Annotated in this window: 11 protein-coding genes; 4 read left to right on the forward strand and 7 right to left on the reverse strand. The window is 70.8% G+C overall.

Annotated elements, in window-relative coordinates; all coding sequences use genetic code 11:
- Positions 1–13: 13 nt before the first annotated feature.
- The 4 genes from tal (at position 14) to pgl (ending at position 4636) form a co-directional block, all read left to right on the forward strand.
- Entirely contained in the window at positions 14–1132 is a 1119-nt protein-coding gene (tal, locus tag AB0F11_RS11965) for a transaldolase (RefSeq protein WP_362171115.1), read from the forward strand.
- A gap of 7 nt (positions 1133–1139) precedes the next feature.
- Complete coding sequence (gene zwf, locus AB0F11_RS11970; protein WP_361902198.1) at positions 1140–2666, forward strand: glucose-6-phosphate dehydrogenase; 1527 nt, start codon at positions 1140–1142, stop codon at positions 2664–2666.
- The gene (opcA, locus tag AB0F11_RS11975) at positions 2663–3718 is read left to right on the forward strand and encodes a glucose-6-phosphate dehydrogenase assembly protein OpcA (RefSeq protein ID WP_362171118.1); all 1056 of its coding nucleotides are present in this window, start codon (positions 2663–2665) and stop codon (positions 3716–3718) included. Before zwf ends, opcA begins: the two co-directional genes overlap by 4 nt.
- Positions 3719–3853: 135 nt before the next feature.
- Positions 3854–4636 carry a 6-phosphogluconolactonase gene (gene pgl / locus AB0F11_RS11980; RefSeq protein ID WP_362171121.1) on the forward strand — a complete coding sequence of 261 codons (783 nt, stop codon included), beginning with the start codon at positions 3854–3856 and terminating at the stop codon, positions 4634–4636.
- Positions 4637–5035: 399 nt separating this feature from the next.
- Here the strand turns inward: pgl and pgi are convergent, their stop codons facing one another.
- The 7 genes from pgi to AB0F11_RS12015 form a co-directional block, all read right to left on the reverse strand.
- The gene (gene pgi, locus AB0F11_RS11985; protein ID WP_362171215.1) at positions 5036–6691 is read right to left on the reverse strand and encodes a glucose-6-phosphate isomerase; all 1656 of its coding nucleotides are present in this window, start codon (positions 6689–6691) and stop codon (positions 5036–5038) included.
- Positions 6692–6855: 164 nt separating this feature from the next.
- The gene (locus AB0F11_RS11990) at positions 6856–7191 is read right to left on the reverse strand and encodes an RNA polymerase-binding protein RbpA (protein ID WP_007263454.1); all 336 of its coding nucleotides are present in this window, start codon (positions 7189–7191) and stop codon (positions 6856–6858) included.
- Positions 7192–7384: 193 nt separating this feature from the next.
- Positions 7385–7621 (reverse strand): preprotein translocase subunit SecG, encoded by a 237-nt coding sequence (gene secG / locus AB0F11_RS11995; RefSeq protein WP_361902189.1) that lies wholly within the window; start codon positions 7619–7621, stop codon positions 7385–7387.
- Positions 7622–7764: 143 nt separating this feature from the next.
- Positions 7765–8541, reverse strand: coding sequence for a triose-phosphate isomerase (tpiA, locus tag AB0F11_RS12000; protein WP_362171124.1), 777 nt, complete (start codon positions 8539–8541; stop codon positions 7765–7767).
- Positions 8542–8547: 6 nt separating this feature from the next.
- Positions 8548–9759, reverse strand: a complete 1212-nt coding sequence (locus tag AB0F11_RS12005) for a phosphoglycerate kinase (RefSeq protein ID WP_362171127.1) — start codon at positions 9757–9759, stop codon at positions 8548–8550.
- Positions 9760–9883: 124 nt separating this feature from the next.
- Positions 9884–10888, reverse strand: coding sequence for a type I glyceraldehyde-3-phosphate dehydrogenase (gap, locus tag AB0F11_RS12010; RefSeq protein WP_362171129.1), 1005 nt, complete (start codon positions 10886–10888; stop codon positions 9884–9886).
- A gap of 200 nt (positions 10889–11088) precedes the next feature.
- A complete protein-coding gene (locus AB0F11_RS12015; protein WP_362171132.1) occupies positions 11089–14049 on the reverse strand; it encodes a M14 family zinc carboxypeptidase in 2961 nt (986 codons plus the stop codon).
- Between the last annotated feature and the right edge of the window lie 201 nt (positions 14050–14250).

The raw sequence follows: 14250 nt of genomic DNA on the forward strand, positions 1-14250 counted from the left end.
AGATGCAATTCCCATGACAGACGCACTCAAGCGCCTCTCCGACGAGGGCGTGGCGATCTGGCTGGACGACCTGTCCCGCAAGCGCATCACGTCGGGCAACCTGGCCGAGCTCATCGACCAGTCCCACGTGGTCGGTGTCACCACCAACCCGTCGATCTTCCAGAAGGCGATCAGCAGCGGTGACGGCTATGAGCAGCAGCTCGCCGACCTCGCCGCCCGCAAGGTCACCGTCGACGAGGCCATCCGCATGATCACGACGGCCGACGTCCGCGACGCCGCCGACATCCTGCGCCCGGTCTTCGACCGCACCGACGGCCAGGACGGCCGCGTGTCGATCGAGGTCGACCCGCGCCTGGCCCACGACACGGTGGCGACGATCGCCGAGGCCAAGCAGCTCGCCTGGCTGGTGGACCGCCCGAACACGCTGATCAAGATCCCGGCGACCAAGGCCGGCCTGCCGGCGATCGCCGAGGTCATCGGCAAGGGCATCAGCGTCAACGTCACGCTGATCTTCTCGCTGGAGCGCTACCGCGCGGTGATGGACGCGTACCTGACGGGTCTGGAGAAGGCCAGGGCCGCGGGTCTGGACCTGTCCGAGATCCACTCGGTCGCCTCCTTCTTCGTGTCCCGCGTGGACACCGAGATCGACAAGCGCCTCGACGCCCTCGGCACCGCCGAGGCCAAGGCCCTGAAGGGCAAGGCGGCCCTCGCCAACGCCCGACTGGCCTACGAGGCGTACGAGGAGGTCTTCTCCTCCGACCGCTGGGCCGCCCTGGAGCGCCTCGGCGCCAACAAGCAGCGTCCGCTGTGGGCCTCGACCGGCGTCAAGGACCCGGCGTACAAGGACACCCTGTACGTGGTCGACCTGGTCGCCCCGAACACGGTGAACACCATGCCGGAGGCCACCCTGGAGGCCACCGCCGACCACGGCGAGGTCACGGGCGACACCGTGCGCGGCACCTACGAGCAGGCGCGCGCCGAGCTCGATGCGGTCGCGAAGCTGGGCATCTCGTACGACGATGTGGTTCAGCTGCTCGAGGACGAGGGCGTCGAGAAGTTCGAGGCGTCCTGGAACGACCTGCTGAAGTCGACCGAGGCGGAGCTTGAGCGCCTCTCCCCCACGGAAGGCTGAGTGCGCCTTGCTTGTTAACGGAGCGAACCCGCTTCGTGACGCACAGGACCGGCGGCTCCCGCGCATCGCGGGGCCGTCCGGCCTGGTCATTTTCGGCGTTACGGGTGACCTGTCGCGCAAGAAGCTGATGCCCGCGGTGTACGACCTGGCCAACCGCGGCCTGCTTCCGCCGGGCTTCTCGCTGATCGGCTTCGCCCGCCGGGAGTGGGAGCACGAGGACTTCGCCCAGGAGGTGTACGAGGCCGTCAAGGAGCACTCGCGCACCCCGTTCCGCGAGGAGGTCTGGCAGCAGCTGGTACAGGGCTGCCGGTTCGTGCAGGGCGACTTCGACGACGACCAGGCGTTCGAGACGCTGAAGGCGACGATCGAGGAGCTCGACAAGCAGCAGGGAACGGGCGGCAACTTCGCCTTCTACCTGTCGGTCCCGCCGAAGTTCTTCCCCAAGGTGGTCCAGCAGCTCAAGGACCACGGTCTGGCGCAGAAGCCCGGCTCCTGGCGGCGTGCCGTCATCGAGAAGCCCTTCGGGCACGACCTGAAGAGCGCGCAGGAGCTGAACCAGGTCGTCCACGAGGTGTTCCCCCGGGACGAGGTCTTCCGCATCGACCACTACCTGGGCAAGGAGACCGTCCAGAACATCCTGGCGCTCCGCTTCGCGAACACGATGTTCGAGCCGATCTGGAACCGGTCGTACGTCGACCACGTGCAGATCACCATGGCCGAGGACATCGGCATCGGCGGCCGGGCCGGCTACTACGACGGGATCGGCGCGGCCCGCGACGTCATCCAGAACCACCTGCTGCAGCTGCTCGCGCTGACGGCGATGGAGGAGCCCGGCTCCTTCCACCCCAAGGCTCTGGTGGCGGAGAAGCTGAAGGTGCTCAGCGCCGTCCAGATCCCCGAGGACCTGGGCAAGCACACCGTGCGCGGCCAGTACGCGGCGGCCTGGCAGGGCGGCGAGAAGGTCGTCGGCTACCTCGAAGAGGACGGCATCGACCCCAAGTCGAAGACCGACACCTACGCGGCCATCCGCCTGGAGATCAACAACCGCCGCTGGGCGGGCGTCCCGTTCTACCTGCGCACGGGCAAGCGCCTGGGCCGCCGGGTGACCGAGATCGCGGTCGTCTTCAAGCGGGCCCCGTACCTGCCGTTCGAGTCGGGCGCGACCGAGGAGCTGGGGCAGAACGCCCTGGTTATCCGGGTTCAGCCGGACGAGGGCGTGACGGTCCGCTTCGGCTCCAAGGTCCCCGGCACCTCCATGGAGGTCCGGGACGTGACGATGGACTTCGCGTACGGCGAGTCCTTCACGGAGTCGAGCCCGGAGGCGTACGAGCGGCTGATCCTCGACGTCCTGCTGGGCGACGCGAACCTCTTCCCGCGGCACCAGGAGGTCGAGCTCTCCTGGAACATCCTCGACCCCATCGAGGAGTACTGGGACAAGCACGGCAAGCCCGCGCAGTACCCGGCGGGCACCTGGGGGCCGGTCGAGGCGGACGAGATGCTCGCACGAGACGGACGGAGCTGGCGCCGGCCATGAAGATCGACCTCACGGAGACCACCTCCAGCAAGATCAACTCTGCGCTGGTGCAGGCGCGCCGGGACATCGGCACGCCGGCCATCGGCATGGTGCTCACGCTGGTGATCGTGACCGACGAGGAGAACGCGTACGACGCGCTCAAGTCGGCGAACGACGCATCCCACGAACACCCTTCGCGGATCATCGTCGTCATCAAGCGGGTCAGCCGCTCGCCGCGCAGCCGCCGCGACGCCCGTCTCGACGCGGAAGTCCGCGTCGGGGCGGACGCCGGCAGCGGCGAGACGGTCGTCCTCCGCCTCCACGGTGAACTGGTCAACCACGCCCAGTCGGTGGTTCTCCCGCTGCTCCTGCCGGACGCACCCGTGGTCGTCTGGTGGCCGGAAGGCGCCCCCGCGGACCTGGCGGGCGACCCGCTGGGTGCGCTCGGGCAGCGCCGGATCACCGACACCTACTCCTGCGAGGAGCCCACCGGGGCGCTCGGCGAGCGGGCGGCGACGTACGCGCCCGGCGACACCGACCTGTCCTGGACCCGGATCACGCCGTGGCGCTCCATGCTCGCGGCGGCCCTGGACCAGCAGGCCGTCAAGGTGACCTCGGCGATCGTCGAGGGCGAGGACGAGAACCCGAGCTGCGAGCTGCTGGCCATGTGGCTGGCGGACCGGCTCGCCGTTCCCGTCAGGCGCACCCTGTCCTCGGGCCCCGGCCTGACCGCGGTCCGCCTGGAGACCAAGGACGGCGAGATCGTCCTGGACCGGGCGGACGGCCTGCTGGCCACGCTGTCCATGCCGGGCCAGCCCGACCGTGCGGTGGCGCTCAAGCGCCGCGACACGGCCGAGCTGCTGGCGGAGGAGCTGCGCCGGCTGGACCCGGACAACACCTACGCGGAGGCGCTGAAGTTCGGCGTGGCGAAGCTGGAGCAGGTGAAGGCGGAGCCGGCGGCGAAGCCGGTGGCGAAGCCGGATCCGGCCGAGGAGCCGGCGCCTCAGCAGGAGGCCAAGCCGGCGGCGAAGGCGGCGGGCAAGAAGGCGGCCCCGTCCCCGGGCAAGCAGTGACGCATTGACACGGTGACAGTGACACGGTGACGCCGTGAAGCACCAAGGCCGTCGGCCGGCTCCCTCCCCCTGCGGGGTGCGGGCCGGCCGGCGGCCGAGCCATTTCCCGACCAAGAAGGCGGCAAGAACATGGGTATGACGACTCCTCAGGTCGTCGTCCACCGGGACAAGGAGCTGATGGCCCAGTCCGCGGCGGCCCGGCTCATCACGAAGATCGTGGACGCGCAGGCCGCACGGGGCAGCGCCTCGGTCGTCCTCACCGGCGGCCGCAACGGCAACGGGCTGCTTGCCGCGCTGGCCGCCGCGCCGGCCCGTGACGCGATCGACTGGGCCCGGCTGGACCTGTGGTGGGGCGACGAGCGGTACGTCCCGGCCGACGACCCCGAGCGCAACCACGTCCAGGCGCGGGAGGCGCTGCTGGACTCCGTCCCGGTGGACCCGGCGCGGGTGCACGTGATGCCGGCCTCGGACGGGCCGTACGGGGCCGACGCGGACGCGGCGGCCGAGGCGTACGCGGCGGAGCTGCGCCGGGCGGCCGGGCCGGAGGACCACGGGCCGGTGCCGCGGTTCGACGTGCTGATGCTGGGCGTCGGGCCGGACACGCACGTGGCCTCGCTGTTCCCGGAGCACCCGGCGGCGCGGGAGACCGAGCGGACGGTCGTCGGCGTCCACGGGGCCCCGAAGCCGCCGCCCACCCGTATCTCCCTCACCCTGCCGGCGATCCGGGCGGCGCGGGAGGTCTGGCTCCTGGCGGCGGGCGAGGACAAGGCCGGCGCGGTGGCGATCGCCCTGGGCGGCGCCGGCGAGGTCCAGGCCCCTGCCGCTGCGGCGTACGGCCGCTCCCGGACCCTGTGGCTCCTGGACCGCGCCGCAGCCGCCAAGCTCCCGCCGGCCCTGTACCCCCCGGCTTCCGCCTGACCGGCACGCTGAAGGGCCCGCCTCCTACGAGAGCGGGCCCTTCCCGCTGCGCGGGGCCGTTCCCCACCCCGCCCCTTCCCGCTGTGCCGGATGTGCGGCTCCGCCCCGTGGCGGGCTACGCCCCGTGGCGGGCTACGCCCCGGACCCCGTTCCGCGCGCTCCGCGCCCGGTGCGCTCAAACGCCGCGCGGGCTGGATTGTGCCGCTGCGCGGCACTATCCAGCCCCGCCGGCGTTTGAGGCGCCGGGTCCGGGGCGGAGCCCCGATCTTTGAGCCCCGCCGGCGATTGAGGCGGGCGGGGCCCGGGGCCGCAGGACCCGCCCGCGGCGAAGCCGCCATCGGACACAGCGGGAAGGGGCGGGGAGGGGACAGGGCCCCGCGCAGCGGCGGAGCCCAGGGGCTAGCTGCGCCCCCGCAGGCTGCGGTACGTGGAGACCAGGGCCGCGGTGGAGGCGTCGAGGCCTCCCACCTCGGCCCCCGACACCAGCGCCGGCTCGATCCGCTTGGCGAGCACCTTCCCGAGCTCGACCCCCCACTGGTCGAAGGAGTCGATGTTCCACACCGCGCCCTGGACGAACACCTTGTGCTCGTACAGGGCGATCAGCTGCCCGAGGACCGACGGCGTGAGCTCCGCCGCCAGGACCGTCGTCGTCGGGTGGTTGCCGCGGAAGGTCTTGTGGGGGACCAGCTCCTCCGCCACACCCTCGGCCCGGACCTCCTCCGCCGTCTTGCCGAAGGCCAGCGCCTGCGTCTGCGCGAAGAAGTTCGCCATCAGCAGGTCGTGCTGCGCGGCCAGCCGCGGCGCGAGCTCGTCGACCGGCCGGGCGAAGCCGATGAAGTCCGCCGGGATCACCTTGGTGCCCTGGTGGATCAACTGGTAATACGCGTGCTGCCCGTTGGTGCCGGGCGTGCCCCACACCACCGGCCCGGTCTGCCAGTCCACGGGCCGCCCGTCGCGGTCCACGGACTTGCCGTTGGACTCCATGTCCAGCTGCTGCAGGTACGCGGTGAAGCGGGACAGGTAGTGGCTGTAGGGCAGGACGGCATGCGACTGGGCGTCGTGGAAGGCGCCGTACCAGATGCCCAGCAGCCCCATCAGCAGCGGCGCGTTCCGCTCCGCCGGCGCGGTGCGGAAGTGCTCGTCCATCAGCCGGAAGCCGCGCAGGAGTTCGCGGAAGGCGTCCGGTCCGATCGCGATCATCAGGGACAGCCCGATGGCCGAGTCGAAGGAGTAGCGGCCGCCGACCCAGTCCCAGAACCCGAACATGTTGGCCGGGTCGATGCCGAAGCCGGCCACCTTCTCCGCGTTCGTCGACAGGGCGACGAAGTGCCGTGCGACGGCGGCCTGCTCGCCTCCGAGGCCCGCGAGGAGCCATGCGCGCGCCGACTCGGCGTTGGTGATGGTCTCGATGGTGGTGAAGGTCTTGGAGGCGACGATGAACAGCGTCCGCGCCGGGTCGAGGTCGCGGACCGCCTCGTGCAGGTCGGCGCCGTCCACGTTGGAGACGAACCGCACCGTCAGGCCGCGGTCGGTGAAGGCGCGCAGCGCGTCGTAGGCCATGGCCGGGCCGAGGTCGGAGCCGCCGATGCCGATGTTGACGACGTTGGTGATGCGCTCGCCGGTGAAGCCGGTCCACTCCCCCGAACGGATCCGCTCGCTGAAGTCGGCCATCTTGTCGAGGACCGCGTGCACGGCGGGGACGACGTTCTCCCCGTCGACCTCGACGACGGCGTCGCGCGCCGCCCGCAGGGCGGTGTGCAGGACCGCCCGGTCCTCCGTGGTGTTGATCTTCTCGCCGCGGAACATCGCCTCGCGCAGCGCGGCGACGCCCGTCGCGTCCGCCAGCTCGCGCAGCAGCGTCAGCGTCTCGTCCGTCACGAGGTGCTTGGAGTAGTCGATGTGGAGGTCCCCGACCTCCAGCGTGTACCGCGTGGCCCGCTGCGGATCCGTCTCGAACAGCTCCCGCAGGTGCGTCTGTCCCAGCTCCTCCCGGTGCTTGCCGAGGGCAAGCCACTCGGGGGTCCGGTTGAGCCTCACACGGCCGTCTGCGTTCATCTCGGACATCAACCCGTTTCTTCCGTCCTGTCGTGCCCCGCCGATCACCAACTTAAGGGATGGGACGGGCCACACCGTACGCAAAGGGGCCCGGCCCGCGGGAGAAGACTCCTGCGGGCCGGGCCCTTGGTCACACGGTCACACGGTCGGTCACTTCCGCCGCGTCAGATCTCGCCGCGGAGCTTGGCGAGCGCCTCGGCGAGGATCGCCTCGCCGTCGGCGTCGGTGCGCCGCTCGCGCACGTACGCCAGGTGCGTCTTGTACGGCTCGGTGCGGGGCGGCGCCGGGGGGTTGTCCCGGTCCTGGCCGGCCGGGAACCCGCAGCGCGGGCAGTCCCAGGTGTCCGGGACCTGCGCGTCGCTGGCGAAGCTCGGCTGCGTCTCGTGCCCGTTCGAGCACCAGAAGGAGATGCGCAGGCGGGGCGCGGACTCGCCGCGCTCGGCCTCGCCCATCGGCCCCGCTCCGACCCGGCTACCACGGATCGCGTTGCCACTTGCCACGGTCGTAACTCCCTGCGTGATGGTGCCGCGAAGCGTGAGTGGATTTCCGTTCGCGGGCGCCCCAGTCTACGTAAGGCCCAACGTACGTCCAGCAAACGGAGTTACTCACTCCACGCTGTGACGCCGTTCCTCATGATAGGCAGGGCCGGGCCGGCCGGACGGCCCGAATGGCGAGAACCGTGTGCGGGGACGGTCAGCTGCCGGACTTGGTCAGCAGGCCGAGCACGACGATGGACGCGAACCACAGCAGACCGACCACGACGGTGATGCGGTCCAGGTTCCGCTCCGCGACCGAGGAGCCGCCGACCGACGACTGCATGCCGCCGCCGAACATGTCCGAAAGGCCGCCGCCCTTGCCCTTGTGCATCAGCACGAGCAGCATCAGCAGGGCGCTGAAGACAATCAGGGCGATCGAGAACCCGATAACCACGGCTGATTCCTACTTTCTGGCTTCTCTGGCTTTCCGGCTGTGCTGGATGGCGCGGGGGCCAGCGGCTGATGGTTCAGCCTCTGGCCCCCGCAAGGGTACGACGGATCCGCTCCGCCGCATACTCGCTGCCGCGAGCGTGCGGTCTACTGGTCGCGGAACCGGACGATCTTGACGAACTCGTCCGCGTCGAGGGCGGCGCCGCCGATCAGGGCGCCGTCGACGTCGGGCTGGGCCATGATCGCCGCGATGTTGCCGGCCTTGACCGAGCCGCCGTACTGGATGCGGACCTTGTCGGCCAGCTCCTGGGAGTACAGCTCGGCGAGGCGGCCGCGGATCGCCCCGCAGACCTCCTGGGCGTCCTCGGGGGTGGCGACCTCGCCGGTGCCGATCGCCCACACGGGCTCGTACGCGATCACGATGGACTCGACCTGCTCGGCCGGGACGTCCTTCAGGCCGCCGTCGACCTGGGCGAGGGTGTGGGGGACCTGCTCGCCGGCCTTGCGGACGTCCAGGCCCTCGCCGACGCAGAGGATCGGGGTGATCCCGTGCCGGTAGGCGGCCTTGACCTTGGCGTTGCAGAGCTCGTCGGACTCGCCGTGGTACTGGCGGCGCTCGCTGTGGCCGACGGCCACGTACGTGCACTTCAGCTTGGACAGCATCGCGCCGGAGATCTCACCGGTGTACGCACCGGAGTCCTGCGCCGAGAGGTCCTGGGCGCCGTACTTGATCTTCAGCTTGTCGCCGTCGACCAGGGTCTGCACGGAACGCAGGTCGGTGAAGGGCGGCAGGACCGCGACCTCGACCGCGTCGTAGTCCTTGTCGTTGAGCGCGAAGGCGAGCTTCTGGACGTGCGCGATGGCCTCGAGGTGGTTGAGGTTCATCTTCCAGTTGCCCGCCATGAGCGGGGTACGGGTGGTCATGCGGGTTCAGCCCTCCAGGGCGGCGAGGCCGGGGAGCGTCTTGCCCTCGAGGTATTCGAGGCTGGCGCCACCACCGGTGGAAATGTGGCCGAAGGCGTTCTCGTCGAAGCCCAGGATGCGGACCGCGGCGGCGCTGTCGCCGCCGCCGACGACGGTGAACGCGTCCGAGTCGACGAGGGCCTGCGCGATGGCGCGGGTGCCGTCGGCGTAGTCGGGGTGCTCGAAGACGCCGACCGGGCCGTTCCAGAAGACGGTCTCCGCGTCCGCGATCTTCGACGCGTACAGCTCACGGGTCTTCGGGCCGATGTCGAGGCCCTCCTTGTCGGCGGGGATCTTGTCCGCGTCGACGATGGTGTACTCGGCCGGGGTCTTGCCCTTGAGGTCGGGGAAGTCCGCGGAGGCGAGGATGTCGACCGGGAGCACCAGCTCGACACCGCTGGCCTCGGCGCGGGCCATGTACTCCTTGACCTTCTCCACCTGGTCCTTCTGGAGCAGGGAGATGCCGACCTCGTAGCCCTTGGCGTAGAGGAAGGTGTAGGCCATGCCGCCGCCGATCAGGAGGCGGTCGGCCTTGCCGAGGAGCTCGTCGATGACGGCGAGCTTGTCGGAGACCTTGGCGCCGCCGAGGACGACGACGTAGGGCCGCTTGACCTCGGCGGTCAGCTGCTTCAGGACGCCGACCTCGGTGGCGATCAGGTAGCCGGCCACGTGCGGGAGGCGCGCGGGCAGGTCGAAGACCGAGGCGTGCTTGCGGTGGACGGCGCCGAAGCCGTCGCCGACGTAGAGGTCGGCGAGCTCGGCGAGCCGGTCGGCGAAGGCGCCGCGCTCGGCGTCGTCCTTGGAGGTCTCGCCGGCGTTGAAGCGGAGGTTCTCCAGGACGGCGACCCGGCCGTCGGCGAGGGCGGCGACGGTCTCCTTGGCGGAGGAGCCGACGGTGTCCGTCGCGAACGCGACCTCGGTGCCCAGCAGTTCGCCGAGCCGCGCGGCGGCGGGGGCGAGGGAGAAGGCCGGGTCGGGCTCGCCCTTGGGGCGGCCCAGGTGCGAGGCGACGACCACGCGGGCGCCGGCCTCGGCGAGCTTCGCGATGGTCGGCTGGACGGCGCGGATGCGGCCGTCGTCGGTGATCTTGCCGTCGGCGAGCGGCACGTTGAGGTCGGCGCGGACGAAGACCCGCTTGCCGGCGACGCCCTCGGCGAGAAGTTCGTCGATCGTCTTCATGTGTTTCTGACTCCTTTGGCGCCCATGTCGGGGCGAAGAACGACAGGAAAGCTACAGGGTCCGTGCGGCGCGTCGTTGCGCTGCCCGGACCCTGTGCTTCACATCGTGGTGTCTGCCCTGCTGATCAGAGCCGGCCGCCGACGAAGACCGTGAGGTCGACGAGGCGGTTGGAGTAGCCCCACTCGTTGTCGTACCAGCCGACGACCTTGACCTGCTTGCCCTGGACCATCGTCAGCGAGGAGTCGAAGGTGCAGGAGGCCGGCCAGTTCACGATGTCGGAGGAGACGATCGCGTCCTCGGTGTAGTCGAGGATGCCCTTGAGCTGGCCCTCGGAGGCCTTCTGGAAGGCGGCGTTGATCTCGTCCTTGGTGACCTCGCGGTCGAGCTCCAGGACCAGGTCGGTGACCGAGCCGGTCGGGACCGGGACGCGCATGGCGATGCCGTCCAGCTTGCCCTTGAGCTGCGGGAGGACCAGGGCGGTGGCCTTGGCGGCACCGGTCGAGGTCGGGATGATGTTCTCGGCGGCGGCGCGGGCGCGGCGCAGGTCCGAGTGCGGGAAGTCCAGGATGCGCTGGTCGTTCGTGTACGCGTGGACCGTGGTCATCATGCCCTTGACGATGCCGAAGTTCTCGTCGAGGACCTTGGCCATCGGCGCCACGCAGTTGGTGGTGCAGGAGGCGTTGGAGATGACGTGGTGGTTGGCCGCGTCGTACTTGTCCTGGTTGACGCCCATCACGATGGTGATGTCCTCGTCCTTGGCCGGGGCCGAGATGAGGACCTTCTTCGCGCCGGCCGCGATGTGCTTGGCGGCGTCGGCCTTCTTCGTGAAGATGCCGGTCGACTCGATGACGATGTCGGCGCCCAGCTCACCCCAGGGGAGGTTGGCGGGGTCGCGCTCGGCGAAGGTCTTGAAGGTGTTGCCGCCGACCGTGATGGTGTCCTCGGTGTGCGTGACCTCCTGCTTGAGGCGGCCGAGGATGCTGTCGTACTTCAGCAGGTGCACCAGGGTGGCGTTGTCCGTCAGGTCGTTGACACCGACGACCTCGATGTCCGCCCCCTGCTCCAGGAGAGCTCGGAAGTAGTTGCGGCCAATACGGCCAAAACCGTTGATTCCTACGCGGATCGTCACGAACCGATCTCCTCGTTGGTGCGCCGGTCTGTGCGCCGGCGAGCTGTAAATGGGATGTCCCCGACCGCTTACGACCCTACCTCTCCGTGAGCTCGTGAGTGACATCGTCCGGACCGGACACACCCCGGGTCCCGCACCGGCGGGGCCGGTGCGGGACTCGGGTCCCCGTCACTCCGGGTGAGCGGCTGCGGGGCCTCTGATCAGCGGTTCAGCGCGCGCAGCGCCTTACCGACGAGTAGGGTGCGGTCCTTCGCGGTCGCCAGGTGTTCCAGGCCGAAGCCGAGCAGGACCGTGTTACGCGTGGTGACCGACGCGTAGGACTTGAACAGCTCTCCGGAGCGGGCCCAGTCGCCCGGGGTCTCGGGGCTCCCGGCCGGCGCGGGCTGCGCGGTCCAGGCCCCCAGCGAGGTCTCGAAACCCTCGACTGCCTGGTCCGCTCCGCCGACCGACAGGCGCGCCTCGTCCGCGAAGACGCCGCGGCCGCCCGCGCCGCCGTCCGTGACGTACGCCAGGGAGACCTCGACGGTGCGGCCCGCGTACGCGCTCAGGTCGAAGGAGACCTGCTTCCAGCCCTCGGAGGAGCCGGTGAAGCTGTTCCACGTGCCGCTGGTGCCCTGCGCGGAGCAGCTGCCGCTGCCGACCGTCAGGTAGTGGCGCAGGAACGGGTGGCCGTTGACGAAGAACCCTGCCTCGCACTCCGCCGGGACGGCCGTGCTGCTCAGGCCGCCCGCCTCGGGGAGGGTGGTCCAGTCGTCGGCGCCGGCGGTGCGGGCCTCCAGGACGGCGTGGTCGTAGCCCTGCTCGGTGTTCCAGTTGAGGGCCATCTTCAGCTGGGGCCGGTCGGCCGCGGTGACCTTGCTCAGGTCGAGGGTGCGGGTCAGGCGCTTGTAGTCGTCGTCCGCGTGCAGGGCCGCGGCCATGCCGGCGCCGGCGTAGGGGGCGTACGGGTTGACGACCCCGGCGTACGAACCGCCCTGCGCGCTCTTGAACTGGGGGAACTGCGCCGGGGGAAGGGCCTCGGAGGTCAGTGCGAAGGACCCGGGGGCGTCGAGCGGGTTGCCCTCCGCACCGCGCAGGGCGCCGCCGGACCCCGCCAGGGCGCCGGTGCCGGTGAAGCCGGTGGCGCCGCGGGCGGTGGTGCGGGCGTAGGCGCCGAGCCAGTACTGGCTGAAGTCGTCGGTCACGGCGGGCCCGACCTGGGCGTTGCCTCCGGCGAGCTCACCGGCCTCGATCAGCTTGCCGCCCTCGTTGAGGAAGTCGCGCAGGGCGAGCTGGGTCGGGCCGCCGGGGGTGACGGCTCCGGTGGAGTGGACGGCGGTACGGAAGTGGGAGAGCACGCCGAGGTGGTGCGGGGCGCCCTGGACGGCGACGTCCCAGACGGCGGCGGACTTGCCGTTGGCGCGCAGGGCGTCGACGTACTCCTGCGCGTGCTTGGCCTGTGCGCCCTCCTCGGCGATCACGAGGACGTCGGCGCGGGGCCGCTGGGCGACCGTGTACGTGAAGTGCTCGCTGGAGACCTCCTTGCCGGCGCCGTCGCGGCCGGTGAACCAGACCTCGACGCGGTCGCCGGGGCGGGCGCCGTCCACCTTCGCGCGGTACTCGTCGAACCAGTTGTTGTCGTCGCCGCCGTAGACGGAGCCGCCCTTCCAGGGCTTCAGGCCGTCGTCGTGGGTGCGGCCGCCGTTGATGCGGAACTTGAGCTGCTTGTCCTTCAGCGCCTTGCGGGCCGTGACGGAGACCGTCTGGTCCTCGCCCTTGGCCGCGTACGAGGTGGTGAAGGGGTCGACGGTGAAGTCGGCGGCCTTCAGGCCCACCGGGGAGGCCGGCCGGTCCGGGTGCGCGGCGCTCTCGCCGACGGCGAGCGCGAAGGGCACGTTCTTGGCGAACTCGGCCTGGATCAGCTTCTCGTCGTCCGGGAAGTTGAAGCCGGAGCGGCAGTCCTCGGGCTTCCACCGGTCGTTCGGGTCGCTGGCGGAGGCCGTCTGGCAGGTCGTCATCTCCGGCGTGAACATCATGATGCCGTTGACGTTGGACGCGTGGCCGTCCGCCTCGCCGTTCGTGGTGTACAGCTCGGAGGAGACCTGCGGGTGGTAGCCGGGGACGGCCGGGTTCTCCGGGGTGCCGGCGAGCGCCTTGTAGGCGACGTCGTCCGGGGTGGGGGTGGCCACCTGCCAGCCCACGCCGTAGAGCAGCAGCTCCGCCGCGGAGTGGTAGTTGACGGCGTACCGGAAGCCGATGCGCTTCTCGAAGCGGTCGAGGGCGACGGTCTCGGGCTCGGAGGAGGCCGCGGGGCCGCGGTAGGTCTCGCTCGACTGGTTCGGCGAGGAACCCTCGTCGTCGTAGCCCCACTTGTAGGCGAAGTTGCGGTTGAGGTCGACGCCGTCGCCGGAGGTGATCTTGCCGTCGCCGTTGTTGTCGCGCAGGTTCTTGCGCCACAGCCGGTTGCCGTCCGCGGCGTGCGTGTAGTCGTAGCCGTCGGGGTTGGCGGAGAGCAGGAACCACAGCTCGGTGGAGTCCACCAGGCCGGTGATCCGCGGGTCCTTGCCGTAGTTGTCCAGGGTGTGGTGCATCAGCCGCCGGGTCATCTCCGGGGTGATCCACTCACGGGCGTGCTGGTTGGACATGTACAGCACGGCCGGCTTCCCGCCGTCGCGGGTGGTGCGGGCGTTCTTGGTGACCTTCAGCGCGAGGATGTCCTTGCCCTGGACCGTCTTGCCGATGGAGACGACCTTGGCCAGCCCCGGGTGGTCCTGGGCGGTCTTGAGGATCTCCTCCTGCAGGCCCCCCTTGCCGCTGTACGGGCGGAACACCCCGTCACCGGGCGCCTGGGCCCGGGCCCCCTGGCGGACCTGCCGCTCGGCGAGTTTCACGCCGCGGGCGGCGAGCCCGTCCGCCTGGGCGCCGGTGAGGATCAGCTCGACCTTGGCGGTGCCGTTCTGCGGGGCGCGCTCGGTCAGTTCGTGGGCGTCCTGGCCGGCGGCGAGGACGAGCGGGACCTGTTCCCTGGTGATCTCCGCGTCGTAGACCCGTACCTCGTCGGTGTCGGCGCCGGATGCGGCGCCTTCCGCGGGGCGGGCCTGGGCCGTCGCCGGAAGGGCGGCGGCAGTGGTTCCGATGAGCAGTGCAGTGGCGGCGAGGATCAGTCTCGCGCGGTGCCTCATGTGCCCCCCTGGGCGTCGACTGCCACGAAAGCGTTCGCACGACAGGCTCACGATCGCCGCGTGCCCATGTCAATGGGGCGGTACCGGGAACCGGTCGCCGACGGCGCCGGCAACGGGAAGGGGGCCCGCACGCAGTGCGGTGCTGCGCCGTGCGGGCCCCCCTGTGCGGCGTACGGTGGCGCCGGCCGGCCGGTGCCGGCC

Origin of the sequence: Streptomyces sp. NPDC032472, from assembly GCF_040636955.1 — a bacterium.
Classification (GTDB): Bacteria; Actinomycetota; Actinomycetes; order Streptomycetales; family Streptomycetaceae; genus Streptomyces.

Excerpts from the sequence above, each read along its gene's own strand:
- tal (WP_362171115.1), top strand. The coding sequence starts at position 14 with ATGACAGACGCACTCAAGCGCCTCTCCGACGAGGGCGTGGCGATCTGG.
- opcA (WP_362171118.1), top strand. The coding sequence starts at position 2,663 with ATGAAGATCGACCTCACGGAGACCACCTCCAGCAAGATCAACTCTGCG.
- pgl (WP_362171121.1), top strand. The coding sequence starts at position 3,854 with ATGACGACTCCTCAGGTCGTCGTCCACCGGGACAAGGAGCTGATGGCC.
- pgi (WP_362171215.1), bottom strand. The coding sequence starts at position 6,691 with ATGAACGCAGACGGCCGTGTGAGGCTCAACCGGACCCCCGAGTGGCTT.
- tpiA (WP_362171124.1), bottom strand. The coding sequence starts at position 8,541 with ATGACCACCCGTACCCCGCTCATGGCGGGCAACTGGAAGATGAACCTC.
- AB0F11_RS12005 (WP_362171127.1), bottom strand. The coding sequence starts at position 9,759 with ATGAAGACGATCGACGAACTTCTCGCCGAGGGCGTCGCCGGCAAGCGG.
- AB0F11_RS12015 (WP_362171132.1), bottom strand. The coding sequence starts at position 14,049 with ATGAGGCACCGCGCGAGACTGATCCTCGCCGCCACTGCACTGCTCATC.